Here is a 25,960-nt window from a genome sequence, read left to right as displayed (position 1 = left end):
GTGCGGACGTGGAGGTATCGGTTCTGAAGGAGGCGCTCGACAGGCACGACCAGGGGCATGACGAACCTTGCCGTGTCTGCCGCGCGCGCACCTGCCGTCCGTTCCAGACAGTCGGTGACGTCGCCTATTGGCGCTGCGAGACCTGCGAGGCCGTCTTGGTCGAGCGTTCAAAGCTGCCCGCGGGACCAGAGGAACGCGCGCATTATCTCACCCACCGGAACGATCCGCAGGACCCGGGATACCGGCGTTTCCTGTCGAGGCTGGCCGATCCGCTGACGGAGAGACTTGAGCCCGCAAGCCTCGGCCTCGACTATGGGTGCGGGCCGGGACCCGGCCTTGCAGAGATGTTGCGCGAGGACGGCCATTCGGTCGCCGCCTATGACCCTTTTTTCGCCCCGAACCGAAGCATGCTCGCCGGGCGCTACGATTTCATCGCTTGCAGCGAGGTCGCGGAGCATTTCCACGAGCCGGCGCGCGAGTTTGCCCTTTTCGACCGGCTCCTGAAGCCGGGCGGTTGGCTCGGCCTGATGACCTGCTTCAGAACGGAGGACAGCCGTTTTGCCAACTGGCACTATCGCCGGGATCCGACCCATGTGGTCTTCTACAAGGAGGAGACGCTGCGCTACCTCGCCGCGCTCTTCGGATGGTCATGCGAGATCCCGCGCAAGGATGTCGCGCTCATGCACAAGGCCTTTTGAGGTAGAAAACCAGTACGCGCGGGCTTCGCCCGCACTGATGTCTGGATGCCGGATCTGGCCGTGCGGCTTCGCCACAGGCCGTCCGGCATGACGGCTGCGGGACGCGGCAAGTTTCACGCAACGACCGGTGGCCGGGTGTTCCTTCAGAACAACCATGTCTCGCTCAGATCCCGCCAGTCCGGATTTGAAGCCTCAATCAACTCGATCTTCCAGGCCCGGCGCCAGCCTTTCAGTCTTTTCTCGCGGGCGATTGCCTCGTCGATCCGCTCGAACTGCTCCGCATGGACCAGCCGCTTGACATGATGGCGGCGGGTGAACCCATCGGTCAGTTCCTGGACATGCTCGAACATCCGCCGCGAAAGGTCGCCTGTCACTCCCACATACAGGGTGCCGTTTCGCTGTGATGCCAAGATGTAAACCCAGGCTGTCACCGATCTGACCCGAACCTCACAACCACTGGAAGAACCGAACTGTACAGGCGACCGACCGGCCTGGACAAGCCTCGCGAACAGGCTTGAGCGAACAGGCGGAAGGCTCCCGGGACGCCGTGCTCCATGTCTCTCGCCCGTCATGCCGGACCGTGTGGCGCGCAAGCGCCATCGCGTGATCCGGCATCCAGACATCAGCCGCGCCGCAGGCGCGCCGTCAGCGTTTCCGCCACCCCGAACCGCTGGCCATGCAAGCATTCCTGCGGAACGATCCGTGACATCGTCGGCGGCCGACAAGATGGCGACGGGACATTGCCGCAAGGCACCCCGACACGTGCTACGTGTCCGACCGGACGAAGTAGACCCTTCCCCCTCTACACCTCCGGCACCACCGGCAACGCGAGAAACAGCAGCACCGCCACGGCGAAGGCGGCGAGCGCAAGGGCGTAGAGCCGGACGATGCCGCGCCGGGCCGGTTCCTGGTCCGGGCCGAAACCATCCCTTGTGAAGATCCGCAGCCACAGGCGGACGCCGTCCAGCGGATTGAACGTGGCGTCTTCGAGCAGGCGAAGGCGGCGGGCGAAGAGCAGCGTGCGGACATAGCCGGCGACCATCAGCAGCAGGGCCAGCGTCATGAAGGTCATGAAGACGAGGTAGGATCCTGTCACGGCTTGCATCCTTGCTTGCAGAAGGTGAAAGCAGAGACGAACGGCACCTTCCGGCTCCCAGCCCTCACCTGTGGCGTCACCCCTGCCCCCAAGCGCCGGCACCGCGCCTGAAGGCGGCACCCGCCCGGAACGCGTCGGGGCACAACATGCATGTCCTTGCAGCGTAGCACCAAACGGCCTGCCCCCGCCCTCGTTCCGCACCGACACGGAACCGGCCCTGGATGGCCGGGGTCGCGAAATCTTTACATCTCGCATGGCAGGTTTGGCGCGGGCAGCGACTATGCAGGCGGTTTCGGGGCAACCGCACGACGGACGGAAGGACAGATGGCCATGCAACCAGCCACCTCAGGGCAGACCGAAGGTGCCACCCAAACCGCCGGCGATCTGATCATCGAGCTGCCGGTGCGTTTCGTGCACCAGCTTTCGGCCGCCGAAACCCTCGACGACGTGCTCGACACCGTCGCGCAATGGTCGCGCGTCGTGTTCAATGCCGACCGCGCAACCATCGCGCTGGAGGATACACCCACCCATCTCAAACTGATCGCGATGCAGGGCAACAATGCCATCCCGCTCGACATGCCGGTGCCGATAGAGGGCACGATGATCGGCCGCGTCTTCACGCAGCGTCGCCCCGAGATCTGTCCCGACTTCTCGGCCTCCGACGATCTCGATTGCGCGATGCTGAAGGCCAGGGGCCTGCAGTCCTGTCTCGACGTTCCGCTGGTCAGCGGCAACGAGTGTTTCGGCACGGTGAATGTCGGCGATGTGGAGACGGACGCCTTCACGCAAGCCGACATGCTCCGGCTGGAGGCCATGGCACACTGGGTGGCGGCGAGCATCCGCATTCATCGCCAGGTGGAGCGGATGGCGGTCCTGTCGGACACCGATCCGCTCACCGGCACCTACAACCGGCGCGCCTTCGGCCGGATCTTCGCCAAACTGGTGCAGGAGCAATGCGACAACGGCGCGGTCGGGCTCGGCGTTGCGCTGGTCGATCTCGACCGCTTCAAGCAGATCAACGACACCCATGGTCACGAGGCCGGCGACGCCGTGCTGGTGCGGGTCGGCGAGATCCTGCGTGATGCCGTCCGCGAGGGTGACCTTGTGGCACGCATGGGCGGCGAGGAGTTCTGTCTCGTGATGCGTGAGATCGACAGGCCTCGCCTGCTGGCCGTGCTGGACGGCATCGCAAAAGCTCTGCGCGAGACCGTTCTGCCCGGCTGCGGGCAGCCGATGGCCGTGACCGCCAGCATCGGAGCGCTGCTGATCGAGGGAGACACCGCCGATCTCGGTCTTCTGATGCGTCGGGCGGACGAGGCGATGTATCGCGCCAAGGAGGCGGGACGCGACCGGGTCGAGTTCATCCTGTTGGACTGAGCCGCCTGCCCGCACCGTCTTGTCCAGGGCGCCATATCCATGCGACCTTGCCCGCCCGCGCGGCATCGGCCGGCGCGCGCCCTCTACGCCGGGGAAAACACCGTGAACGTTCGACACGCCACCCATCACCCTGCTGCCCGCCACCCTGCTGCCCTCGCCGTCGCCGCCGCGCTCGCGCTCCTGACTGCGCCCCTTGCCGCCCTCGCCCAGCCGATGCCGCCCTGCGCGGCCACCGGCGCCGCCTCGGTGATCATCAACGGCCGGCCGGCGCTGCGGCTTTCCGATGTCGCGACCTGCCCGCCCGGCATGTTCGAGCCGGTGCCGGGGATCTCCATCGAGGGCCAGCCGGCGGTGCGCTTCTCCGCGCCGGTGAAGGGCTGTATCGCGGGCGGCTCCGCCAACGTGATCATGAACGGCGCGCCGGCCACGCGCGGCGGCGATGCCGTCTGCCCGCCGGGCTGAGCCGCGCCGGACGGCTTCGCCAGCCGGCCGTTTCGTCGGCGATCGGGCCGGGGGCGAACACGTCGCGTGCCGGCGCGCAGGCCCCGCAAACGCGCGACGCCGGACTGTTGCCAGCCCGGCGCCGCGGAAACCTTCAGGCGGGCGCGTCCGCCGCGCCCGTTCGAACGTGAGACCCGTCGATCAGTAGGTCATGGTCGGCGGCAGGTCCTTGGCCTGCGCCACCCACTTCTCCACCGCGGATTCGCTGGGAAGCTGGCGAACGAGTTTCTTCTCCTCGTTCACTTCCGCCATCTTGGCGTGGAGATTGGCCGCGTTGCGGTGCTTCAGTTCCTTGACGGTGTCGACGCCGGCGGCCTCGAGCAGCTCGGAATATTCCTCGCCGACGCCGCTGATGCGCATCAGGTCGGCCATGTTCGCCCATTTCAGGATGCGCTTGTCGTCGATGCCGGTTTCCTCGGCCAGCGCCTTGCGCCCCTTGGGATCCTTGGCCCGCTCCAGATAGGCTTCCGTGGTCTTGATGCCCACAGCCTGCAGCTTCTCGGCATAGACCGGGCCGATACCCTCGATTTCGTCAATGGAATAGGACATCTCGCATCTCCAAAATGACCCGGCGCACCTTGCCGGATTTCAAAACGACCGGGCAACGCCGCCCGGCCTCACAGCACCTGGTCTCACAAAACCTGGCCAAGGCCCGGAATGGCATCGACCACCTGGTCGACCACATCGGCGCCCGCCCTTTCGCGGGCGATGCCGACAAGCTCGCGCGTGACGGTCTGAACCTGGCCCATGTCGAGGCCGGCACTGGTCAGCTCGTTGAGCGCCGCCATGGCGCCCATGCCGCCGCCAAGGCTGCCGCCCAGCTTGCCGGCAAGGCCGCCAAGAAGGCCGCCGGGAGCGTCCGTGCCGGCAACAAGGTCGCGGGCCCCCGGCAACGCGTCCAGCAACTGGCGCACCTTGTCCTGCGGTCCGTCGCGATTGAGGAAATTGAGAATGATACCCACCGCCTCGCGCGCCAGGTCCTCGTTGATACCGGCCGCGGCGGCAATCCGCCTGATGATCTCTTCCATTCTCCCCCCTTGGAATCGAAAGAAAGTGTCAGGCCAATCTGACACGAGAGCCGGCCCGTTCACAACCGCTATACAGACCGCCGCGCCCGCGTTACATGACAAACGCGCCATTCGCCGCAACGGGGGCGCGATCTTCAGGGCAGCGGAGGCGAGAAACGTGCAGGACGCAGACAGGATCTTCATCGGCGGTTCGGACAAGCCGGAATACCTGACGCTGAAACTCGCCAACCGGCACGGGCTGATCACCGGGGCCACCGGCACCGGCAAGACCGTGTCGCTGCAGATCCTCGCCGAAGGGTTTTCCAATGCCGGCGTGCCGGTCTTCTGCGCCGACGTGAAGGGCGACCTTGCCGGCATCGCCGCGCCCGGCGAGAGGAAGGACTTCCTGGAAAAGCGCGCCGCCCAGATCGGCTTCACGCAGGACTACATCTACGAGGACTTCCCGACGATCTTCTGGGACCTGTTCGGCGAGCAGGGGCATCCGATCCGGGCCACCGTCTCCGAGATGGGGCCGCTGCTGCTGGCCCGGCTGATGGACCTCAACGCGACCCAGGAAGGCGTCCTCAACGTCGCCTTCGAACTCGCCGACGACGAGGGCCTGCTGCTGATGGACCTGAAGGACCTGCAGGCGCTGCTCGCCCATGTGGCGGAGCGCTCCTCCGAGCTGTCCCGGGTCTACGGCAATGTCTCCAAGGCCTCCGTCGGCGCCATCCAGCGCCAGCTGCTGGTGCTCGACCGGCAGGGGGGCGATGCCTTTTTCGGCGAGCCGGCGCTCGACATCCGCGACATGATGCGCACCACCCGCGACGGGCGCGGCGTCGTCTCGGTGCTTGCCGCCGACAAGCTGATGGGCGCGCCGCGCCTCTACGCCACCTTCCTCCTGTGGCTGCTGTCGGAGCTGTTCGAGGAACTGCCCGAGGTCGGCGACCCTGAAAAGCCGCGCCTCGTCTTCTTCTTCGACGAGGCGCACCTGCTGTTCGCCGAGGCGCCCAAGGCGCTTCTGGAAAAGGTCGAGCAGGTGGTGCGGCTGATCCGCTCCAAGGGCGTCGGCGTCTATTTCGTCACGCAGAACCCGCTCGACGTGCCGGACACGGTGCTCGCCCAGCTCGGCAACCGGGTGCAGCATGCACTGCGCGCCTATACCCCGCGCGAGCAGAAGGCGGTGAAGGCGGCGGCCGAGACGTTTCGTCCCAACCCGGATCTCGACACCGAGCGCACGATCATGGAACTCGGCGTCGGCGAGGCGCTGGTCTCGACGCTGGAAGGCAAGGGCATTCCCTCCATCGTCCAGCGCACCCTGGTCCGCCCGCCCTCCTCGCGCCTCGGTCCGATCAGCGACGCGGAACGGCGCGAGATCCTGGCGGCGAGCCCGGTCGGCCATCTCTACGACCGGACGGTGGACCGCGAGTCCGCCTTCGAGGTGCTGAAACGCCGCACCGAGGAAGCGGCACGCATGGAAGAGCGCCAGCAGATGCGCGAGGAGCAGGAGACGGCGCGGCGCGGCGCGCCCCGGCGCACGCGCTCCGGTTTCGAGATCCCGGACTTCGGCCTCGACGACCGCCCGGCGCCGTCGCGCAGCCGCAGCCGTACCAGCCGCTCGCGCTCCTCCGACAGCGTTGCCGACGCGGCGGTGAAGTCGGTGGTGCGCTCGCTCGGCTCGGCGCTCGGGCGGGCGCTGGCGCGCGGCGTCCTGGGCTCCTTCAAGCGGGGATTCTGAGCGCGGATCCTGAGCGCGGGCCCGGCCATGCCGGGTTGCCCGCCTCCACGTGCAGCCTCCGGATATTTCCCATGGTACACAGCTTCCCTCGCGGCGCCGCGAGGGAATTTTTGCGGATGGACACAGCTGCTGTGGATTAAAATATGAGTAATTGACTCATATTTTTACACCCCCTATGCCTCGCTCCAGGAGCCGCCCTCAAGGGTCGGCCACCGACAATCCGCAGGCCCTCCCCGAGCCCTCCCGCCAGGCCGGGCCTGCATCCCTGAACGGATCAAGGAGAAACCGCGCGCACACGGGCGCGCCACGGCCGGGCCCTGCCCGCCGCCGGCCCCCGTGTGTCCACAGCGGCCCGGCACGCCATGACAAAGACACGCAACGCATTCCTCTGCGCCACGGCACTTTGCGCCACACTCGCCCCGGCCGTTCCGGCCGCGGCCGAGAACGCCCCGCTGTGGGGCCCGCATATCGAGATCGGCGGCAAGGTCGGCACGAAGACGGATGTCGGCGAGACAACCCTGTTCGTGCCGCTGTTCCAGACCTTCGACCGGCTGATCTACACGGACATTCGCGGCAGCTTCGGCGCGTCCGGCTCGCAGGAGCTCAATGCCGGTCTCGGCATCCGCCAGATCATCGACAACCGCTGGATCGTCGGTGCCTACGGCTTCCTCGACTACCGCCGCTCGCAGTACAACAACCACTTCACGCAAGTCACGCTCGGCGCGGAACTGATGAGCGAGCGCCTCAGCTTCCGCGCCAATGCCTATCTGCCGGTCGGCAAGACGAAGCACCAGCTCGCCTCGCATGACACAGCCAGCGTCGGCCCCGCCTCGATCACCGTGCGCGGCGGCGAGGAGCGGGCCATGCGCGGGCTCGACATGGAGGCGGGCGTGCTCACCGGCCTCAGCCTGCTCGGCGAGGATCGCGACGAATTCTGGCTGCATGGCGGCGGCTACGCCTTCTGGGAAGACGAGGCCGACACGGTCTGGGGACCGCGCCTGCGGGCCGAGTACCGGATGAACGACGTCTTGTTCGAGGGCAGCCGCGTCAGCCTGCTGGCGGAGTACCAGTATGACGAGCCGCGCGGCTCGCAGGGCTTCTTCGGCGCGCGGCTGCGGCTGCCGCTGCAACGGGTGTTCGGCGGCGACGACGGCGGCTCCCGCCTCACCCCGCTGCAGCAGCGGATGACCGAAACCGTCACGCGCGATGTCGATATCGTCGCCCAGGCCGGAGCCTATGGCGCCGCCGTCACCGGCGTCGACGCGGCAACCGGCAACACGCTCGACGACCTCGCGGTCATCGACCCGGCCGCCGGCAATGTGGAACAGGCGATCGCCACCGCCGCCCCCGGCCGGCAGGTGTTCATCAACGGCACTGGCGAGGAGATCGTCATCGGCGACACCATCGCTCTTTCGGCCAACCAGCGCGTCGCCGGCGCCTTCGACGTGCGCAACCCGCTCACCGGCCGGGTGACCCGGGTCGGCGACACCCGTGTCCGCGGCACGGACGCGACACGCGACCTCTTCGCCATGGCCGACGACACGGCGCTCGCCGGGCTGACGCTGTCGGGCGGGCGCAACGCCGTCACCTCCGACGGGGCGGACCGGGTGACGCTCACCGACCTCAGGATTTCGGGCGTTGCCGGAGCCGGCATCAATTTCGAGAACGGCAGCAACCTGAGCGTTGCCCGCGTCGCGCTCTCCGACATCGCCTTCGGCTCGGCCGACGGCTTCAGCAATTTCGATCCGACCGACACACGGGCCGGCGTCGGCATACGGCTCAACCGGGCTTCCGACGTGACGGTCGAGACTGTCACCGCCGACCGGGTCGGCATGGGCATCTTCGCCAATGTCTCGCAGAACATCAGCCTGACCGGCTTCGACATCTCCAACACCGCCAAGGAAGGCTTCGTCTTCCACTATGTGCACGGCGCGGTGCTCGACCGGGTCAACGTCGCGCAGACGACAGCGGACGGCGCCGCCTTCATCGCCTCGGGCGACATCGCCTACCGCAACTCGGTGCTCACCGGCCTCGGCGCCCTGCCCAATCCGGGCCAGCGCAGCGGCATCAACATCAGCTCCTTCAGCGGCGACGGTTCGATCATCGTCGGGGCCGAATCCAACCACGGCTACGATTTCGAGAACCTTGCGATCAGCAATGCCACCAACAGCGGCATGATGATCATGGGCATCCGCAATTCCAGCTTCCGCGACATCCGCATCTCCGACGTGGACCTCATCGGCGTCCAGCTGATGCAGATGCTCAACCCGTCCGACAACCTCACCTTCGAGGCGGTCTCGGTCGCGGACGCCGGCCGCGCCGGCTTCTGGATGATGGGCGACTTCGAGAACCTGAACGGAAACATCACCGTCACCGGCACGCCGGCACCGTGCGGCCGTTCGCCCTACATGCCGACCAGCCTGACACAGTCGGGCGGCGCGGCGCTTGTCGTCAATGGCACGGAAATCGCTCCCGCCGACGTCATGACCGCCTGCGCGCAGGTCAACAACTTCTGATACTGCCCTGCCCCCGGTCGCCGCTTCCGGGGGCAGGCTGCCTTGCCACGCCTGCCGTTCTGTGTCCTTCTAGGCGTCCTCATTCGCGCCGCCGGAGATTGCAAGAACCGGTCGCCGCATCCTTCACAGCGGAGCTTTCCCATGTCCGATCTCGACCGGGTCCTGTCTCGAATCGATTCCGATTTCGACAATTCGCTCGCCCGCCTCTTCGACCTCCTTCGCATCAAGAGCATTTCCACCGACCCGGCGTTCAAGGCCGATTGCCGGCAGGCGGCGGACTGGCTTGCAAGGGAGCTGACCGCGCTCGGCATCGATGCGGACGTGCGCGACACAACGGGTCATCCGATGGTCGTCGGGCATCGCAAGACCGACGGCAAGGATGACGCCAAGGCGGGCCCGCATGTGCTGTTCTACGGCCATTACGACGTGCAGCCGGTCGACCCGCTCGACCTGTGGGAGCGCGATCCGTTCGACCCCGCAGTGGTGACCCGCGAGGACGGCTCGAAGATGATCGTCGCGCGCGGCGCCGCCGACGACAAGGGCCAGCTGATGACCTTCGTCGAGGCGGCTCGCGCCTGGATCGCCGAGACCGGCGGCCTGCCGGTTCCCGTCTCCGTGCTGCTGGAGGGCGAGGAGGAGTCCGGTTCGCCCTCGCTCCATCCCTTCCTGACCGCCAACAAGGACGAGCTTGCCTGCGACCTGGCGCTTGTCTGCGACACCGGCATGTGGGACCGCGAGACGCCGGCCATCACCACCATGCTGCGCGGTCTCGTCGGCGAGGAAATCACCATCACAGCCGCCGACAAGGACCTGCATTCGGGCATGTACGGGGGCGCTGCGCGCAACCCGCTGCATGTGCTCTCCTCGGTCCTCGCCGGCCTGCATGACGAGACCGGCCGGGTGACGCTGCCGCATTTCTACGACGGCGTCATCGAGATGCCCGACGACGTGCGCGCCCTGTGGGACCAGCTCGGCTTCGACCATGAGGCGTTTCTCGGCGGCGTCGATCTCAAGTATCCGGCCGGCGAAGCCGATCGCGGCGCGCTCGAGCACATCTGGACGCGGCCGACCTGCGAGGTGAACGGCGTGTGGGGCGGCTATACCGGCGCCGGCTTCAAGACCGTGATCCCCTCCCAGGCCCATGCCAAGGTGTCCTTCCGTCTCGTCGGCGACCAGGACCCGGACCAGATCCGCCTCGCCTTCCGCACCTATGTGCGCGAGCACCTGCCCGCCGACTGCACCGTCAGCTTCTCCAAGCATGGCGGCAGCCCGGCGCTGCGCCTTCCCTTCGACAGCGACGCGCTCGCCAAGGGCCGCAAGGCGCTCGCCGACGAATGGGGCCGCGAGGCCGCGCTGATCGGCTGCGGCGGCTCGATCCCGATCGTGGGCGACTTCAAGACCATGCTCGGCATGGATTCGCTGCTGATCGGCTTCGGTCTCGACGACGACCGGGTACACTCGCCCAACGAGAAATACGAGATGACGAGCTACCACAAGGGCATCCGCTCCTGGGCGCGCGTCCTCGGCGAACTGGCGAAGGGCTGAAACCGATGAAATCGATCTGCGTCTTCTGCGGCTCAAGCATGGGCGCGAAGCCCGCCTATCGCGACGCGGCGGTGGCGACCGGCGAGGCGATTGCCCGCTCCGGCCGCCGTCTCGTCTATGGCGGGGCCAGGGTCGGGCTGATGGGGGCGGTCGCCGACGGGGCCCTTGCCGCCGGCGGCGAGGTGATCGGCGTGCTGCCGATCGCCCTGCAGGAAAAGGAACTCGCCCATACCGGCCTGACCGAGCTGCATGTCGTCAAGTCGATGCACGAGCGCAAGGCGATGATGGCCGACCTTTCCGGCGGCTTCATCGCCCTGCCCGGCGGCGCCGGCACGCTGGAGGAGCTGTTCGAGGTCTGGACCTGGGGCCAGCTCGGCTATCACCGCAAGCCCTGCGGCTTCCTCAATGTCGACGGCTTCTATGACGGGCTTCTGGCCTTCCTCGACCTGCAGCGGGACGAGGCGTTCGTGAAGCCGGAAATGCGCGACATGGTGCTGGTGGCAAGCGAGGCGGCAAAGCTCATCGAGCTGTTCGAGGGCTACACGCCGCCGGCCACGCCGAAATGGATCGAACGCTCCGAAACGTGAGCGGCCGGGCGAACGCACCGGGAGAGCCCTGCTCTTCCGGTCCCTATTCCTCGGGCTCGGTCACGAAGCGCAGCGGAAAGCCGTGCGCCTTGGCGGCATCGGTCGCCCGCGTTGCCTTGGTCTCGGCCACGTCGCGCGGGAACACGGCAACGACGCACAGGCCCTGCTTGTGGGCCGTCAGCATCACCTGCAAGGCCTCGTCGTCGCTCATGCGGAACTCCGCCTTGAGCACGGCCACGACGAACTCGCGCGGCGTGAAGTCGTCATTGACCAGCAACACCTTGTGCAGGCGCGGCCTCTCGGTCCGGGTCTTGCGCTCCGGCTTCAGGATCGTCGACTTGTCGCTCATGATTGCGCTTTTTACCACAAGGCGCGGCGGCATGCATCCGTCCGACGTCGGTGCTCTTGCGCTCTTGCCTTCCCGGGCCAAAGTGCCTACCTCCGCGTGATGCTGAAAAACTCCTCATCCCCCGCCGCCGACGCCGCTCCCCGGGCCTCCGCTCCCCGCGCTGAAAAGCGCGACACGGTGCACGAGATCCACGGCATCACCCGCCACGATCCCTATGCCTGGCTCCGGGCCGGAAACTGGCAGGAGGTGATGCGCGCGCCCGACACGCTCGACGCCGATATCCGCGCCTATCTGGAGGCGGAAAACGCCCATCTGGATGCCGGCATGGCCGACACGGAAGCGCTGCAGGGCACGCTCTTCACCGAGATGAAGGGGCGCATCAAGGAGGACGACAGCTCCGTCCCCTCGCCCGACGGCCCCTTCGCCTATGGCGTTTCCTATGTCACCGGCGGCCAGCACCCGCGCCTCGTGCGCATGGCCCGCGAGGCGGCGGACAAGGGCGGCGAAGCCGAGGAAGTGCTGATCGACGGCGACAGTGAAGCCAGCGGCAAGGCCTATTTCCGTCTTGCCGGCGCCATGCACTCGCCCGACCACTCGCAACTTGCCTGGGCCTTCGACGACAAGGGATCGGAGTTCTACACCCTGCTGGTGCGCGACCTGAAGAGCGGGCGCGACCTCGACCAGCGCATCGAGGACACCGGCGGCGGCGGCGTCTGGTCCGCCTGCGGGCGCCACATCTTCTATGTCCGTCTCGACGCCAATCACCGTCCCTCGAAGCTCTTCCGCCACGAGGTCGGCAGCGACCCGGCCGGTGACGTCTTGGTCTACGAGGAAACCGATCCCGGCTTCTTCATGGGCGTCGGCAAGACGCAGTCGGGCCGCTTCATCACCGTCGACATCCACGACCACGAGACCTCGGAAGTCCGCCTGATCCCGGCGGGAGACCCGACCGCCGAGCCGCGCCTCGTGGCGCCGCGCGAGACGGGCACCGAATATTCGATCGAGGACGACGGCGCCGGAACGCTGTTCATCCTCACCAATGCCGGCGGCGCCGAGGATTTCCGCATTGTCACCGTCGACGCCGAAACGGCGCTTGCTGCACCGGGGCGCGATGGCTGGCGGGACGTCGTCGCCCACCGGTCCGGCCGGTTGATCCTGTCCCATACCGTCTATGCCAAGCACATGGTGCGGCTGGAGCGGGAGGACGGGCTGCCGCGCATCGTCATCCACCGGCTCGCCGACGGACTGGAACATGCGATCGCCTTCGACGAGGAGGCCTATTCGCTCGGCATGTCGGACGGCTACGAGTTCAACACCAACCGGATCCGCTTTACCTATTCGTCGATGACGACGCCGGGCCAGGTCTTCGACTACGACATGGAGACCCGCGCGCGCACCCTGCGCAAGACGCAGGACGTGCCCTCCGGCCACGATCCGGCCGACTATGTCACCCGCCGCATCCACGTGCCGGCGGAAGACGGCGAGAGCGTTCCCGTCTCCCTGCTCTACCGCAAGGACACGCCGCTCGACGGCTCCGCCCCCTGCCTGCTCTACGGCTACGGCTCCTACGGCATCGCCATCCCGGCGAGCTTCAACACCAACTGCCTGTCGCTCGCCGACCGCGGCTTCGTCTACGCCATCGCCCATGTGCGCGGCGGCAAGGACAAGGGCTTTCGCTGGTATGCCGCCGGACGGCGGGCGGAGAAGGCCAACACGTTCACCGACTTCATCGCCGCAGCCCGGCATCTGGCGGCTGAGGGCTTTACCTCCGCCGACCGGATCGTCGCGCAGGGCGGTTCCGCCGGCGGCATGCTGATGGGAGCGGTTGCCAACATGGCTCCGGAGGCCTTCGGCGGCATCATCGCCGAAGTGCCCTTCGTCGACGTGCTCAACACCATGCTCGACGACACGCTGCCGCTGACCCCGCCGGAATGGCCGGAATGGGGCAACCCGATCGCCTCGGAGGCCGACTACCGCACGATCGCGGCCTATTCTCCTTACGACAACGTCGCCGCGCAGGCCTATCCGCCGCTGCTTGCCGTCGGCGGGCTGACCGATCCGCGCGTTACCTACTGGGAACCGGCCAAGTGGGTGGCACGGCTGCGCGAGTTGCGCAGCAACGACGCGGCGCTCTACCTGAAGACCAACATGGAAGCCGGTCATGGCGGCGCCTCGGGCCGTTTCGACCGGCTGAAGGAAGTGGCGCTGGTCTATGCCTTCGCGCTGAAGGTCACCGGCAGGGCTTAGGCGACCTCGATCAGGCGTCTTACTCGGGCACCTGCGGGAGGACCTCCTCCTGCAGGTGTCACAAGGGCGACATGTGCTTCCGGCACCGTATCGCCCCGACGCCGGACGAGCCTTTCCCCGCATGACACACCACGACGCCTATGTGATCTGCACCTCGCCGCGCAGCGGCAGCACGCTCCTCTGCAAGCTCTTGACGGCAACGGGCGTCGCCGGGCGCCCGGGCTCGTACTTCCACCGCCCCTCGATCCAGGACTGGCTCGCCTATTTCAATCTCTCGCCCGCGGCAACCAGCACGGAGCGGGAGGTTCTCGAGGCGATCTTCAGGGCGGCAATCGCAAAAGGGCGCGGCGACACCGGAATGTTCGGCCTGCGACTGCAGCGCCACAGCTTCGACTTCTTCGCCGGCAAGCTCGCGCTCCTGCACCCGACACCGCAGGGCGATGCCGCCCGCTTCCAGGCCGCTTTCGGGCGCACCCTGTTCATCCACCTGACGCGGCTCGACAAGGCCGAACAGGCGGTGTCCTACGTGAAGGCGCAGCAGACCGGCCTGTGGCACAAGGCACCCGACGGCACGGAGCTCGAACGCCTCTCGCCGCCGGAAGCCCCCGTCTACGACGCGGAGAGGCTTCGCGCCTGTGTGGGGCAGATGACGGAGGCCGACCGGGCGTGGGAGGACTGGTTCACGCGCGAGCGGATCGCGCCGCTGCGCCTTACCTACGAGGCGCTGTCAGCGGATCCGCCTGGCGCGCTGCGACAGGTGCTGGAAGCACTGGGAGCCGACCGGAAAGCCGCTGACGGGATCGTGCCGGGCGTCGCCAGGCTGGCCGATGCGACAAGCCGCGAATGGACAACGCGCCTGCGCGCGGAAATCGGCACGGGATAAACGCGGCCCGGGTTCCGCGACCACGTCGCCTTGGCTATGGTTGGCAGCCTCCCGGCCCTGGAGCTTTTCATGTCGCTGAAGATCGTCCGCCGCCTGCTTCCGGATTTCGGCACGACCTACGGCCCGCCCGGCGACGGGCCCTTTCCCGCGGTCATGATCCTGCACGGCTCGGAAGGCGCGTGGTCGGGGTGGAGCCATCGCAACGCGGTGCTGCTTGCCGCCCACGGCTTCCTCGCCTTTCCCTTCCCCTATTCGAAGGGCGGCAATGCCTGGAACGCGGGCGCGATCGCCGACGTGCCGCTCGACCGCACGGCCGAGGCGCTCGTCGCCCTGCGCGCCTTTGCGCCGGTCGGCGAGAAGGTCGGCCTCTACGGCGTCTCGCGCGGGGCGGAGCACGCGCTGCTGCTGGCCTCGCTGATGCTGCGAGACCGTGTCGGCGGCGTGCCGGACGCGATCGCCGTGCACAGCGCGCCCGATGTGGTCTGCGGCGCCTTCGACGGCCGCAGATGGCGGGACGCCGGTGACCCGGGCTGGCAGCCGTGGGATCCGGGCGAGCGCGCCTGGACGTGGCGCGGGTCGAGCGACGGCCTGCTTCCGACAATGCCGATCGGGATCGAGCGCTATGGCGGGCCGCTGTTTCTCAGCCACGGCACCGCCGACCGCGTGTGGTCGGTCGAGATGACGCGCCGGCTCGCCGGGCGGCTGCGCGATCACGGGCGGGAGCCGGAAGTCCACTATTACGAGGGTGAGGACCACATTCCGCGCAGCGAGGCGGAAAACGGCCACCACGAAAAGCTGATCGCCTTCTTCGAACGCACCCTCGCCGCCTGAGGAGAGAGGCGCCGGGCTACTTGCCGCAGGTGTCGATGCCGAGGATCGTGTAGGCCGGGCACCATTTCAGGAACGCCGTCAGAAGCGGCACGACGCCGATCCAGCCGGCCCACTTCCAGGCGATGTCGGCCGGGCCGAACAGCGCGAAGGCAATCAGCGCCAGACCGGCAACGATGCGGGCGATCCGGTCGGCGCTGCCGACATTGGTGGTGACGATCGACATGGCGAGGAAACTCCCGTTGGACCTCCCGCCATGCCTCCATCCGCAATGGAAGACGCGCGGGCAGATCTGATAATTTTCTATTATTCGAAAATATATAATCTCCCGCCGCCCCGCAAGCGCCATCCGCTGCGACAGGTTGGCAGGCGCGCCGGGCGGGCAGGCCGATGCATCCGCGCCATGGACAGGTCCGCGCGGCTCGCCTATGTCCTCGGGCCTGATCCTGCCTCTCCTTCTCTCCCGGACCCTTGCCGTGACGCAGCCTGCAACACCGTCTCCAACGCATGACCGGACGATCCGCGCGAAAACCGGCGATGTCTTCGCCCGGCTGTGGTGGGCGAACGCGGAGCTCGACGGGGCGCCGCCGCCCTTCGTGCTGTTTCACGATTCGCTTGGTTGCACGGAGCTGTGGCGCGGATTTCCGCAAGCGCTTGCCGCCGCCACCGGCCGGCCCGTCATCGCCTATGACCGGGTCGGCTTCGGCCGCTCCGACCCGTTTCCCGGCCCGCTGCCGGCGGATTTCATCGCAGCCGAAGGGCGGGACACGCTGCCGCTCCTGCATGAAACGTTCGGCTTTTCCCGCTTCATCGCCTGCGGCCACAGCGTCGGCGGCGGCATGGCGGTCGAAACGGCGGCACGGCATCCCGACACCTGCCTTGCCCTTGTCACCATGGGCGCGCAGGCCTTTGTCGAGGAGCGCACGCTTGCCGGCATCCGCGCTGCAAAGGCGGACTTTACCGCGCCCGAAGGCCTCGCCCGGCTTGAACGCTACCACGGCGACAAGGCCGGCTGGGTGGTCGACGCCTGGACTGAAACCTGGCTCTCGCCCGCTTTCGCCGGATGGACGCTCGATGCCGCCCTTGCCCGCGTCGCGCGTCCTGTCCTGGCGATCCATGGCGCGGCCGACGAGTTCGGCTCGGCCGAGCATCCCCGCCGCATCGCCGAAGGACGGGGCCGGGCGGAGATCCTGGCCGGTATCGGGCACAATCCCCACCGCGAGGCCGAGGACCAGGTGCTGCGACTGATCGGCGAATTCGCCTGCGAACTCGCCGGCTGAGCCGGACGATGACGCCTTCGGCGCGAGCCGGCATCATCATTTGGCCCCGATCCTTCTCCCTGATGCGGGCAGCGCTGCCCCGCCGCCTCGCGCCAACGTCATGGCCTTGCCCATGGCGCGGCGGCCCTGCCCGCGCTATCTGTTCGGGAAGGCGCCACCCGGAACAGAACCACTGGCGATCAAAGACATATCGAGGACATCATGCCCGTTCGCATCACGCCTTCCCGCAGGACCCGACGCCCCGCCGGAGCATGGCGCTCCATGCCGGTCGCATTGGCACTGGCGGCTGCCCTCGCCTTTCCGCAGACAGCGTCCGCCCAGGCCGGCTTTTTCGGCCAGTTGCTCTTCTCGCCGACCTATGACGAGGATCACGTGCCGGACACCTATGGCTCGGAGGCCGACTGCCGCAACCCCTCGTCCGGCCCCTGGCGCGGGTTGATCGGCGGGCGCAAGAATGTCGACCTCAAGACGCTGCAATTCTCGCGCGAGGGCTGCTTTCGCACCGAGGCCCAGTGCCGCGCCTTCCTCGACTATATTTCCGGCTTCCTGACGATGACGTTCACCCGCGAATGCCGGCACCGCTGAGCCGGGCGTCCCCGCGGGCGCCTACACCTCGTCAATGACCCCGGAGCGAACAGCCTCCAAGTCGTAGACCGAGCGGATCGTCAGGAAATCGGCGTATCTGTGCGCAGGATTTATCAGATAGTTCCAGCCGTCCGCCCGTGCGGACGGCACCCGCAGCAATGGCGCGGTGTTGGCCCGCAACCATGCATCGCCAAGCCTGCGGGTGACGAGGACATTTTCCTTCCAGTCGGCGGGAAGGTCCGAAGCCGCGAGATCCTCGATCTTCACGCTTGCCGGTGCCTCGACGCACAAGAGCTTGAAACTGTCCGGCCACAGATAGTCAGGCAGGCCGAGCCCCTGTTCGATTTCGATACGGGCAACGCGCAGGCTCTCCGAACAATAGACGACCGACCTGCCACGATTGTGCCAGCGCCCCGAGGGCACAAGCCCGCCCCGCCCGCTCAAGTCGTCATAATTCGACAATCGCCATAAGAACATTTCCAGCCGCGAGCCTCCCGGTAGACGGAGGAAGAGGACGCTCGAAAGAAATGCGGCCAAAGCATCGGCCCGAGCCTGAAAAACAAATCCTGTCGGCCGGAATCCTTGCACGCGGGAAACGATCGCACAAGACAATCGTCGCGTGCACAACCCTGCACCGCCAACTCGGCGTCCACAGAGGCGTCGAGGCGTGGCGTCGAAGGCGTGGCGCGTTGCGCCAGTCAGGGGAAGAGCCGCCCCGCGGATCGGCGGACGGGGATCAGGCGGCCATGCCGAAGTCGATCCTTGCCAGAAGTTCCTCGACGGCCTTGGCCCCCGTCTCGGTGGCGAGGCAGTCGAGCGGCGAGCGGTTCATCAGCTGGCTGTTGGGCGCGCGCAACCACAGAAACGCCTTCTGGTGATTGTCGAAGACCTGCTCGGCGAAGTTGACGACCCGGGCGAGCCGGCATGCCCGGTCCGAATGCGCAGCCGACAGTTCCGATGCGGTCCTGAGCGCGTCAGGCCGGCCATCGGGGAAGACGACGCTGTCGATCTCGGCCGAGGCGACCCCCAGTTCCTCGAGAACGGCAAGAACCCGGCTTTCGATGTGGAAGCCGACCGGCGAGGCGATTGCCAGGTTTTCCGCCTTGAGATGAATGCTCTCCAGCTCCGCGATGAGGGAACTCGGTTTTGACTGCGGTTCGATCGCGTTCATGTCTATCCTGCCTGCCGGACAACCCGCCGCGTTTGGGCGTTCGCCCCGGCCATGTTCCTGTTCAGATTCACCGCTTCAAAAGTTAACAAATAGTTAACATGCCATCCCGCTGCCAGGGGCGGCATCCGGACTTCCATCCCGGGGCCTGGGTTCATGTGTACCGCATTGAATGGCGAAAATTCGACGGCATCCGGCGCGCGCCGTGCCCCCTGTTGGCAAGAAGGCACGAAAAAAGGCGGGCCTTGCGGGCCCGCCTTTCGTCACTCTGCCGTCCTTCAGGATCAGGAGGCGGCCTGGAACAGCTCGTCGACATAGTCCCAGTTGACCAGGCTGTCGACGAAGGCCTCCAGGTATTTCGGGCGGGCGTTGCGGTAGTCGATGTAATAGGAATGCTCCCAAACATCGACGCCCAGCAGCGGCGTCGCGCCGTGCACCAGCGGGTTCTCGCCGTTCGGCGTCTTCATCACGGCAAGCTTGCCGTCCTTCAGCGCCAGCCACGCCCAGCCGGAGCCGAACTGCGTCGTGCCGGCCGCGATGAAGTCGGCGCGGAACTTGTCGTAGCCGCCGAGATCGGCGTCGATCTTCGCCGCCAGCGCGCCGGGGATCTTGGTGCCGCCGCCATTCGGCTTCATCCACTTCCAGAAATGGATGTGGTTGAAGTGCTGGCCGGCATTGTTGAAGAGGCCGGCATTCTTGCCGAAGCTCTCCTTCACCACATCCTCGAGCGACTTGCCCTCAAGGCCGGAGTCCTTCAGCAGGTTGTTGCCGTTGGTCACATAGGCCTGATGGTGCTTGTCGTGGTGATACTCGAGCGTCTCGGCGGACATGTAGGGGCCAAGCGCGTCGTAGGCGTAGGGCAGGTCCGGGAGTTCAAAAGCCATGAAGTCGTCCTCCGGGTGGGGGGCGCAGGGGATGGAACCGGCGAAGGAGACGACGGCCGGGCGGGAAATGCCCGGTGTCGCCGTTGCCGCGATCGCCCGCGCGGTTGTAGGGCACATGTCCGGCAGCCTCGTGACAGCCGGTCATTCTGTCGGCACCGCGCGGCCGAGAGCCGTCGGCGCCTGTCACAAAAGGCAAAATAGGCACGCGATCTTCAATCGGCAACGGGCTGGCGGGCGATTTCCCCTCAAAGCGCCGCCCGCACCCGCGTTTCGATGCGGGGCGCGGCGAGCATGCGGCCGCCCGATCCGACGGTCAGGTTCAGGCGAGCGCCAGCAGCCCCTCCAGATCGGCAAGCACGGCAACCGGCGGCAGGTCGGCATATTCATCGGCAGCGCCGGCCCGGTTGATCCACACGCTGCGGAAGCCGAAGGCGGTGGCGCCGGCAATGTCCCAGCGGTTGGACGACTGGAAGGAGACCGCTTCGGGATAGATGCGGAAATGGTTGGTGACCAGTTCGTAGACATCCTGCCGCGTCTTGTAGGTCTTCAAAAGGTCGGTGGAGAAGACCTCGTCGAGCAGGTCGTCGATGCCGGCGGCGCGCGCGGCCGACTCCAGCATGGCCGGCGAGCCGTTGGACAGGATCGCCACCCGGTTGCCGTCGTCCTTCAGCCGCTTGAGGACCGTCGGCACCTCCTGGTAGCAGTCGAGCTTCCAGTAAGCGTCGAGAAGGCGCTGGCGAAGGCCGGCATCGGTCTTGCCGGTGATCGCCATCGCCGTGTCGAGTGCCTGCTCGGTCAGGGTCCAGAAGTCGAGGTAGCGGCCCATCAGCGCCCGCGTCCACGAATATTCGAGCTGCTTCTCGCGCCAGAGCGCCGAAAGCCGCGTTGCCTCGGCGCCAAGATCGCCGGCGTGCCGGCGTACGGCCGCATGCACGTCGAACAAGGTGCCGTAGGCGTCAAAGACATAGGCGGAGACGGGCTTGGAGCTGGACAGCGACATGGGAAGGCCTTCTCGGAACTGCCGTTTTTTTATTCACCTGCCAAGCAAACAGCCATAACACCTCAAGGTCAATGTTTTTGTGCAGCGCACAAGAAGCGGCCCGTTGGAGCTCTCCGGCAATTCGCCGGCCAGCCGGCAAGAACGGCCGCCTTCCCGCCGCCGTCCTGCTTGCCGCGTTCACGCCCCGGGCGGCGGCAGCACCATCCGGCCCGTCTCGTCGAGCGGCCAGCCGGGATTGTGGGCGAGTTCCAGCAGGTGACCGCCCGGAATGCGCACATAGCCCGAATAGCCGCCCCAGAAGGCTTCCTCCGGCGGCTTGACCGGCTCGGCACCGGCGGCAACCGCCCGGGCAAAGGCCGCGTCCACCTCCGCGCGCGTGCGTCCGTTCCATGCAACCGACGTCGCCGGGAAGGCGCCGCCATCGTCGGCGACACCCGCGTCATGGGCCAGGGCTCCGCGCCCGAACAGGCCGAGCGCACAGGTTCCGCAATCGAAGAAGGCAACTTCGTCGCTGTCGAATTCCGCCGCCCGCCAGCCGAGCCCGTCCTCGAAAAACCGGCGCGCCGCCGCCACGTCCGGAACGCCAAGCGTCACCAGTGTCAGTCTCTGTTCCATTGCGTCTTCTCCATCGTGTTGTCCGCCGCGTGGTTTTCCGGTGCTTGGTTTTCCGGTGCTTGGTTTTCCGCCGCGTGGGTTTCCAGCAAAGGTCCGCAGGCAAACATCGCCCCTTGCCGCCGCCGCCCGGCCCTTTCAGCCTCATGCAAGAAAAGAACATAAAGTGAACATCATGTCAGCCGAAATTTTCTGCCCGCGAATCCTTCGCGGTCGCGCCCGCGAAAGAAAAATTCCAAAAATCCGCGACTTGCAACCGAACGGCATCGGCAAACAAGGCTTTGCAGAACAATCCGGTCCTTTTGACGCGCATGCCGGCCAAGGTCTTGACCTTCGGGAGCGAAGGGCGTTCGATCCGGTCAATTCGCGCATAACGCCGGACACGCAAAAGGATCGGGGAGATCGACATGGCCGAGTGGTCGCAGACCTGGAACTGGATCGAGGGGGAATGGATCGAGGGCAACGCCCCGATCATGGGCACGCGCAGCCACGCGGCCTGGCTCGGCTCTTCCGTCTTCGACGGCGCGCGTGCCTTCGAGGGCGTCACCCCCGATCTCGACCTGCATTGCCAGCGGCTCAACGATTCGGCGCTTGCCCTCGGCCTCAAGCCGGTGATGAAGGCCGGCGAGATGATGGAGCTGACGCAGGACGGCCTGTCGCGGTTCGCCCCCGGAACCCCCGTCTACATCAAGCCGATGTATTGGGGCGAGGGCGAGGGCATCGGCACCATCGCTCCCGATCCGGAAACGACGCGCTTCGCGCTCTGCCTGTTCGAGGCGGGGCTGGCGCCGAAGGACGCGGCGATCACGCTGACGCTCTCCCCCTTCCGCCGCCCGACGCTGGAGACCATGCCGGTCAACGCCAAGGCCGGCTGCCTTTATCCCAACAACGCGCGTGCCATCGTCGAGGCCAAGTCGCGCGGCTTCGACAACGCCATCGTGCTCGACATGCTCGGCAATGTCGCCGAACTGACGACGGCCAACGTCTTCATGGTCAAGGACGGCGCGGTGCACACGCCCGCCTGGAACGGCACGTTCCTCAACGGCATCACCCGCCAGCGCATCATCAGGCTGCTGCGCGATGCCGGCACCGAGGTCCATGAGCGCACGCTCGGCTATGGCGACTTCCTCGACGCCGACGAGATCTTTTCCTCGGGCAACTACAACAAGGTGGTGCCGGTGAAGCGGATCGAGGACCGTGAATTGCAGCCGGGCCCGGTCGCCGCCCGCGCCCGCGATCTCTACTGGGCCTATGCCCACGGCTGAGGCCCACGGCTGAACCGGGGTTTCGCCCGATTGCGAAAGAGCCACGAACCGGAGACCGGTTCGCGGCTCTTTTCATGGCGTGGCGCCGCCCTCGTCCCGCCCCGCGAAAAGCCCGACCAGCAGGGCGGCGGCGACAAGCAGGGCGGCGGCGGCCATCGAGGGCCAGTAGAAACTGCCCGTGGCATCGGCGATCAGCCCGGCCAGCGTCGGGCCAACCATCTGGCCGAGACCGAAACACGCCGTCATCAGCGCCAGCACCTTGCGCGGATCGCCGCCGGACAGCCGCCGCGCCTCGATCAGGCCGAGCGAGGTGATGCCCATGAAGGTGCCGCCAAGCAGCACGGCGGCAAGGCCGAGCCCGGCCATGCCGGTGAAGGTGACGCTCGCCGCCACGCCGACCGCCTCGAGCGCGCAGGCAAGCGCGAAAGCCCTGGCGCCGCCGATCCGCGCCGCGACACGGCTCCACAGCCAGACCGAGACCGCCGCCGAAAGGCCCACCGCCGCCCAGGCCGGCGCCTCGAAGGGGGCCAGCCGTTCGGAGGCGCGCAGGATGCTGGTCAGGAAGGTCGCCGTCACCACATAGCCGATGCCGAAGAGCGCGTAGGCAATGGCAAGGCGTACCAAGGCCGGCGACAGGCCGGCGCGGCGCCGGGAGGGGCTTGCGGGAGGGTTCGAGGTGGCAGGGTTCGAGGTGGAAGCGGCAGCCCCCGCCCCTGCCCGCGTGCCGCTCGGGCGCACGAGAAGAGCGGCCCCGGCGCAGAGCAGGGCCGAAACAATGCCGCAGGCAAGCCAGAGCCCCTGCCAGCTGCTGCCCTCGCGCGCCAGCCAGCCGACGGTCAGGGCGGAGAGGGCAATGCCGATGCCGACACCGGAAAAATGCAGGCTGGCAAGCCCGCCGCGCCCGGCCTTTGCCAGACGCTCCAGCACCAGGGTCGAGGAAAAGACCAGCACGCCGGCACTCGCCACGCCGCCGGCGAAGCGCACCAGCGCCAGCCAGGCAAGGCCGCCGTCGATGGCCATCGCGGCGGAGGTCGCGGCGCTCGCCGCAAGCGCGGCGAGAAAGCCTGAAGCCAGCCGCGACGGCGGCAGGGCGGCCGCGCCCAGCGCGCCAACCAGATAGCCGAGGAAATTGGCCGAGGCGATCAGCCCGCCCTCGGAGGCGCTCAAGGGGATCGCCTCGCTCATGTAGGGCAGCACGGGGGTCAGGGCGAAACGGCCGATCCCCATGGCGGCGGCAAGCGCCAGCAACCCGCCCAGCGCCAGCGCCAGCGGCCGTTCGGTGGCGGGCGCGCTCATGTCCGCTCCCCGCCCGGGCCGGCGGATCGCGCCAGTTGCCGTGTCGGTTGCCGTGTCAGGAACAGTGGCGGGCAGCAGCGCTTCACGCAAGGTGGCGGGCATGTTCGGGCGGAGAAATCCGGCATCGGCGGGCAGGTCCTTGCCGGCAGGGCGGAGGGCATCCGCTCCCGGCCGGCGGCAACAGGCGGGCGGGTTTTCGGGGCGAGCTTAGCGCGGCCGGGCAATGCGCGGGAGGGCAAAACGGCAGGCCCCGCGACAAAGACGTGACCAGGCGGTAACCCGGACAATGCGCATGCCGCCCGCACTTCAGCGAATCTCGTAGGGGATCAGCCGGCGGTCGTTGCTGTCGATGGAGATCGCCCGGTTGAGCGGCGGCACCGAGCGCTGCGGGCAGGTCAGCCGCTCGCAGATGCGGCAGGACACGCCGATCGGCTCGAAGGCGGCCTCGCGGGCAAGGTCGAGATCGTCGCAATAGACGATGTCGCGGGCATGGGCGATCTCGGTGCCGAGCGCGATGGCATAGTGCAGCACCGGCCCGCTATGACCGCCGGACTTCTTGATCACATGGGCGGCGAGCGAGATGTAGCGCGAGCCGTCCGGCGTTTCGGCAAGCTGGCGGATGATCGTGCCGTGGCTCTCGAAGGCGCGATGCACGTTCCACAAGGGACAGGCGGCGCCGAAGCGGGCGAATTGCAGCTTGGTCGCCGAATGCCGCTTGGTGATGTTTCCGGCCCGGTCGACCCGGGCGAAGAAGAAGGGAATGCCCTTCAGCCGCGGCCGTTGCAGGGTCGACAGCCGGTGCGCCACCTGCTCGAGGCTCGCGCCGAAGCGGTCCGCGATCAGGTCGAGGTCGTGGCGGGTCTCCTGGGCGGTCGTCAGAAAGGCGCGATAGGGCAGGACCAGCGCACCGGCAAAGGCATTGGCAAGGCCGATGCGGGCGACCTGCGCCCCGTCGGCGGACTGGAAGCGGGCCCGCGCCAGCACCGCGTCGGCGATGTCGCCCGCCTCCATCAGCGCGACCTGGTGGGCGAGCTGGAAGACGATGGTCGATTCCGGCAGGGCCTCGTTCAGCGCCAGCCGCCGGGTGGCGGGATCGTAGCGGCGGATCACCCCTGCGCCGGCCTCGCCGCGCCGCCGCTCGACGGTGATGCCGTGGCGCTCCTCCAGATGCTGGGCAAGATCCCGGGCGAAGAGCCGGCCGGTTCGCGAGAGGCGCACCGACAGCTCCTCGGCGGCCAGGTCGAGATCGTGGACATAGTTGTTCTCGAAGTGAAAGAAGTCGCGGACTTCCTCGTAGGGGGTCGGCCGCGCCAGTCCCTCGTCGCGCACCAGCCGGTCGTCGAACCGGGCAAGCTGCTCGCCCATCTGCCGGTAGGCCTGATGCAGGCGCACCAGGGCGTGGGCGAAATCCGGGGCGTTCTGGCTGACCATCTTGAAATCCTGCAGGCCCGGCCGCGACCCGGCGAAAACCGGGTCGGCGAAAACCTCCTGCAAGGCGGCGATCAGCCGGTCATTGTCGTCCACCGACAGGGAGGCAAGGTCGAGGCCGAAATGCTCGCCGAGCGACAGGAGCACCGGCGCGGAGACCGGCCGCTGGTTGTTCTCCAGCTGGTTGACATAGCTGGTCGACAGGCCGAGCCGCTCCGCGAAATCGCGTTGCGTCAGTTGCGCGTTCTCGCGCAAACTGCGGATCTGGCGTCCGAGAAACAGCTTCTTCATGCCGGTCCGCTTCCGGTAGCGTGGGAAAGTTTGCAAATTTGCAAAAACGAATTTGCAAATAGATTAAATTCGCTTTGCGGCTTTTTCAACACTCCCGTGATGGCGGGAAAAGGAGTAGCCAACAGGCTGGCATTGCAGCGCAACATGACGCGCTGGCGAAACAAGACGTTCAGGAGGAACCGCCATGTTCGACACGGCCACCGCATCCACCCCCGCCCGCCGCCTTGCGCGCGGCCTCGCGCTCGCCTTCGCCGGCTCGCTGCTGCTGACGGCCTCCGCCAAGGTCAGCGTGCCGTTCTATCCGGTGCCGATGACGCTGCAGACGCTGGCGCTGCTGGTGCTCGGCTTCACGCTCGGCCCGCGTCTCGGCGCGCTTTCCGTCATCCTGTACCTGGCGCAGGGCGCCGCCGGCCTGCCGGTCTTCGCCGACACGCCCGCCAAGGGCATCGGCCTTGCCTACATGACGGGCCCGACGGGCGGCTACCTCCTCGGCTTCATCGCCTCGGCCTGGCTTGCAGGCATCTTCGCCGCGCGCGGCTGGACCCGCAGCCTGTGGCGCGCCCTGCCCGCCTCGCTTCTCGCCCAGGCCGTCGTCTTCGTCCCCGGCCTTCTCTGGCTCGGCGCCGTCATCGGCTTCGACAAGCCGGTCCTTGCCCTGGGGCTTTATCCCTTCATCATTGGCGGTATCGTGAAGTCGGCGCTCGCCGCGGCCATCGCCGTTGCGCTGGTGCGCGCCCGCGCCCGCTGATCGCGACACGACGAAAACGTCACCAGAGCCT

The 25,960-nt window shown here is 67.4% G+C and carries 28 protein-coding genes; 14 read left to right on the top strand and 14 right to left on the bottom strand.

Annotated elements, in window-relative coordinates; genetic code table 11:
- The first annotated feature begins 8 nt into the window (after positions 1 to 8).
- On the top strand, positions 9 to 698 hold the full coding sequence (locus ACQY46_RS10985; protein WP_428700272.1) for a class I SAM-dependent methyltransferase: 690 nt from the start codon (positions 9 to 11) through the stop codon (positions 696 to 698).
- Between the two features lie 143 nt (positions 699 to 841).
- On the opposite strand, the gene ACQY46_RS10980 is transcribed toward ACQY46_RS10985, so the two are convergent.
- Complete coding sequence (locus ACQY46_RS10980) at positions 842 to 1,108, bottom strand: GIY-YIG nuclease family protein (protein WP_428700271.1); 267 nt, start codon at positions 1,106 to 1,108, stop codon at positions 842 to 844.
- 392 nt (positions 1,109 to 1,500) lie between these two features.
- Positions 1,501 to 1,794 (bottom strand): hypothetical protein, encoded by a 294-nt coding sequence (locus ACQY46_RS10975; protein ID WP_428700270.1) that lies wholly within the window; start codon positions 1,792 to 1,794, stop codon positions 1,501 to 1,503.
- Between the two features lie 330 nt (positions 1,795 to 2,124).
- Here ACQY46_RS10975 and ACQY46_RS10970 point away from each other — a divergent pair, with 330 nt between their 5' ends.
- Entirely contained in the window at positions 2,125 to 3,171 is a 1,047-nt protein-coding gene (locus tag ACQY46_RS10970) for a diguanylate cyclase (protein ID WP_428700269.1), read from the top strand.
- 102 nt (positions 3,172 to 3,273) lie between these two features.
- Positions 3,274 to 3,633, top strand: coding sequence for a PAAR domain-containing protein (locus ACQY46_RS10965; protein ID WP_428700268.1), 360 nt, complete (start codon positions 3,274 to 3,276; stop codon positions 3,631 to 3,633).
- A gap of 180 nt (positions 3,634 to 3,813) precedes the next feature.
- Here the strand turns inward: ACQY46_RS10965 and ACQY46_RS10960 are convergent, their stop codons facing one another.
- Both ACQY46_RS10960 and ACQY46_RS10955 read right to left on the bottom strand, forming a co-directional pair.
- A complete protein-coding gene (locus ACQY46_RS10960; RefSeq protein ID WP_428700267.1) occupies positions 3,814 to 4,221 on the bottom strand; it encodes a DUF4332 domain-containing protein in 408 nt (135 codons plus the stop codon).
- Between the two features lie 83 nt (positions 4,222 to 4,304).
- Positions 4,305 to 4,700 carry a DUF2267 domain-containing protein gene (locus tag ACQY46_RS10955; protein WP_428700266.1) on the bottom strand — a complete coding sequence of 132 codons (396 nt, stop codon included), beginning with the start codon at positions 4,698 to 4,700 and terminating at the stop codon, positions 4,305 to 4,307.
- Between the two features lie 157 nt (positions 4,701 to 4,857).
- Between ACQY46_RS10955 and ACQY46_RS10950 the strand changes: the two genes are divergently transcribed.
- From ACQY46_RS10950 to ACQY46_RS10935, 4 genes are all read left to right on the top strand, one after another.
- Positions 4,858 to 6,417, top strand: a complete 1,560-nt coding sequence (locus ACQY46_RS10950) for a helicase HerA-like C-terminal domain-containing protein (RefSeq protein ID WP_428700265.1) — start codon at positions 4,858 to 4,860, stop codon at positions 6,415 to 6,417.
- Positions 6,418 to 6,779: 362 nt separating this feature from the next.
- Entirely contained in the window at positions 6,780 to 8,933 is a 2,154-nt protein-coding gene (locus ACQY46_RS10945; RefSeq protein ID WP_428700264.1) for an inverse autotransporter beta domain-containing protein, read from the top strand.
- Between the two features lie 141 nt (positions 8,934 to 9,074).
- Positions 9,075 to 10,478 carry a M20/M25/M40 family metallo-hydrolase gene (locus ACQY46_RS10940; protein WP_428700263.1) on the top strand — a complete coding sequence of 468 codons (1,404 nt, stop codon included), beginning with the start codon at positions 9,075 to 9,077 and terminating at the stop codon, positions 10,476 to 10,478.
- A 5-nt stretch (positions 10,479 to 10,483) separates the two neighbouring features.
- Positions 10,484 to 11,065, top strand: coding sequence for a TIGR00730 family Rossman fold protein (locus ACQY46_RS10935; RefSeq protein WP_428700262.1), 582 nt, complete (start codon positions 10,484 to 10,486; stop codon positions 11,063 to 11,065).
- Positions 11,066 to 11,108: 43 nt separating this feature from the next.
- Here ACQY46_RS10935 and clpS read toward each other — a convergent pair whose 3' ends face one another.
- The gene (clpS, locus tag ACQY46_RS10930) at positions 11,109 to 11,414 is read right to left on the bottom strand and encodes an ATP-dependent Clp protease adapter ClpS (protein WP_428700261.1); all 306 of its coding nucleotides are present in this window, start codon (positions 11,412 to 11,414) and stop codon (positions 11,109 to 11,111) included.
- A 99-nt stretch (positions 11,415 to 11,513) separates the two neighbouring features.
- On the opposite strand from clpS, the gene ACQY46_RS10925 reads away from it, so the two are divergent.
- The 3 genes from ACQY46_RS10925 to ACQY46_RS10915 all read left to right on the top strand — a co-directional run bounded on the left by ACQY46_RS10925 (position 11,514) and on the right by ACQY46_RS10915 (position 15,375).
- Positions 11,514 to 13,661 (top strand): S9 family peptidase, encoded by a 2,148-nt coding sequence (locus ACQY46_RS10925; protein ID WP_428700471.1) that lies wholly within the window; start codon positions 11,514 to 11,516, stop codon positions 13,659 to 13,661.
- Positions 13,662 to 13,782: 121 nt separating this feature from the next.
- Positions 13,783 to 14,544, top strand: a complete 762-nt coding sequence (locus tag ACQY46_RS10920) for a Stf0 family sulfotransferase (protein WP_428700260.1) — start codon at positions 13,783 to 13,785, stop codon at positions 14,542 to 14,544.
- A gap of 69 nt (positions 14,545 to 14,613) precedes the next feature.
- Positions 14,614 to 15,375 (top strand): alpha/beta hydrolase family protein, encoded by a 762-nt coding sequence (locus ACQY46_RS10915; RefSeq protein WP_428700259.1) that lies wholly within the window; start codon positions 14,614 to 14,616, stop codon positions 15,373 to 15,375.
- Positions 15,376 to 15,391: 16 nt separating this feature from the next.
- On the opposite strand, the gene ACQY46_RS10910 is transcribed toward ACQY46_RS10915, so the two are convergent.
- Complete coding sequence (locus tag ACQY46_RS10910; RefSeq protein ID WP_428700258.1) at positions 15,392 to 15,598, bottom strand: YgaP family membrane protein; 207 nt, start codon at positions 15,596 to 15,598, stop codon at positions 15,392 to 15,394.
- A gap of 250 nt (positions 15,599 to 15,848) precedes the next feature.
- Here ACQY46_RS10910 and ACQY46_RS10905 point away from each other — a divergent pair, with 250 nt between their 5' ends.
- Together ACQY46_RS10905 and ACQY46_RS10900 are read left to right on the top strand one after the other, a co-directional pair.
- Positions 15,849 to 16,652, top strand: a complete 804-nt coding sequence (locus ACQY46_RS10905) for an alpha/beta fold hydrolase (protein ID WP_428700257.1) — start codon at positions 15,849 to 15,851, stop codon at positions 16,650 to 16,652.
- A 261-nt stretch (positions 16,653 to 16,913) separates the two neighbouring features.
- A complete protein-coding gene (locus ACQY46_RS10900; protein WP_428700256.1) occupies positions 16,914 to 17,237 on the top strand; it encodes a hypothetical protein in 324 nt (107 codons plus the stop codon).
- A 21-nt stretch (positions 17,238 to 17,258) separates the two neighbouring features.
- Here ACQY46_RS10900 and ACQY46_RS10895 read toward each other — a convergent pair whose 3' ends face one another.
- The 6 genes from ACQY46_RS10895 to ACQY46_RS10870 all read right to left on the bottom strand — a co-directional run bounded on the left by ACQY46_RS10895 (position 17,259) and on the right by ACQY46_RS10870 (position 21,310).
- On the bottom strand, positions 17,259 to 17,699 hold the full coding sequence (locus ACQY46_RS10895) for an RES family NAD+ phosphorylase (RefSeq protein WP_428700255.1): 441 nt from the start codon (positions 17,697 to 17,699) through the stop codon (positions 17,259 to 17,261).
- 274 nt (positions 17,700 to 17,973) lie between these two features.
- Positions 17,974 to 18,408 carry an antitoxin Xre/MbcA/ParS toxin-binding domain-containing protein gene (locus tag ACQY46_RS10890; RefSeq protein ID WP_428700254.1) on the bottom strand — a complete coding sequence of 145 codons (435 nt, stop codon included), beginning with the start codon at positions 18,406 to 18,408 and terminating at the stop codon, positions 17,974 to 17,976.
- A gap of 281 nt (positions 18,409 to 18,689) precedes the next feature.
- Positions 18,690 to 19,289 carry a superoxide dismutase gene (locus tag ACQY46_RS10885; protein WP_428700253.1) on the bottom strand — a complete coding sequence of 200 codons (600 nt, stop codon included), beginning with the start codon at positions 19,287 to 19,289 and terminating at the stop codon, positions 18,690 to 18,692.
- A gap of 319 nt (positions 19,290 to 19,608) precedes the next feature.
- The gene (locus ACQY46_RS10880) at positions 19,609 to 20,289 is read right to left on the bottom strand and encodes a haloacid dehalogenase type II (RefSeq protein ID WP_428700252.1); all 681 of its coding nucleotides are present in this window, start codon (positions 20,287 to 20,289) and stop codon (positions 19,609 to 19,611) included.
- A gap of 177 nt (positions 20,290 to 20,466) precedes the next feature.
- The gene (locus ACQY46_RS10875; protein ID WP_428700251.1) at positions 20,467 to 20,904 is read right to left on the bottom strand and encodes a VOC family protein; all 438 of its coding nucleotides are present in this window, start codon (positions 20,902 to 20,904) and stop codon (positions 20,467 to 20,469) included.
- A gap of 175 nt (positions 20,905 to 21,079) precedes the next feature.
- Positions 21,080 to 21,310, bottom strand: coding sequence for a hypothetical protein (locus ACQY46_RS10870; protein WP_428700250.1), 231 nt, complete (start codon positions 21,308 to 21,310; stop codon positions 21,080 to 21,082).
- On the opposite strand from ACQY46_RS10870, the gene ACQY46_RS10865 reads away from it, so the two are divergent.
- The gene (locus ACQY46_RS10865; RefSeq protein WP_428700249.1) at positions 21,309 to 22,166 is read left to right on the top strand and encodes a branched-chain amino acid aminotransferase; all 858 of its coding nucleotides are present in this window, start codon (positions 21,309 to 21,311) and stop codon (positions 22,164 to 22,166) included. The genes ACQY46_RS10870 and ACQY46_RS10865 overlap by 2 nt on opposite strands.
- 72 nt (positions 22,167 to 22,238) lie before the next feature.
- On the opposite strand, the gene ACQY46_RS10860 is transcribed toward ACQY46_RS10865, so the two are convergent.
- Complete coding sequence (locus ACQY46_RS10860) at positions 22,239 to 23,462, bottom strand: YbfB/YjiJ family MFS transporter (protein WP_428700248.1); 1,224 nt, start codon at positions 23,460 to 23,462, stop codon at positions 22,239 to 22,241.
- A 306-nt stretch (positions 23,463 to 23,768) separates the two neighbouring features.
- Complete coding sequence (locus ACQY46_RS10855; RefSeq protein WP_428700247.1) at positions 23,769 to 25,181, bottom strand: helix-turn-helix domain-containing protein; 1,413 nt, start codon at positions 25,179 to 25,181, stop codon at positions 23,769 to 23,771.
- A 184-nt stretch (positions 25,182 to 25,365) separates the two neighbouring features.
- On the opposite strand from ACQY46_RS10855, the gene ACQY46_RS10850 reads away from it, so the two are divergent.
- On the top strand, positions 25,366 to 25,929 hold the full coding sequence (locus ACQY46_RS10850; protein WP_428700246.1) for a biotin transporter BioY: 564 nt from the start codon (positions 25,366 to 25,368) through the stop codon (positions 25,927 to 25,929).
- The last annotated feature ends 31 nt before the right edge of the window (positions 25,930 to 25,960 follow it).

This window comes from Stappia sp., from assembly GCF_965276915.1.
GTDB lineage: Bacteria > Pseudomonadota > Alphaproteobacteria > Rhizobiales > Stappiaceae > Stappia.
The sequence above is the reverse complement of the archived record's forward strand: the minus strand, read 5'-3'. Positions and strand labels throughout refer to the sequence as shown.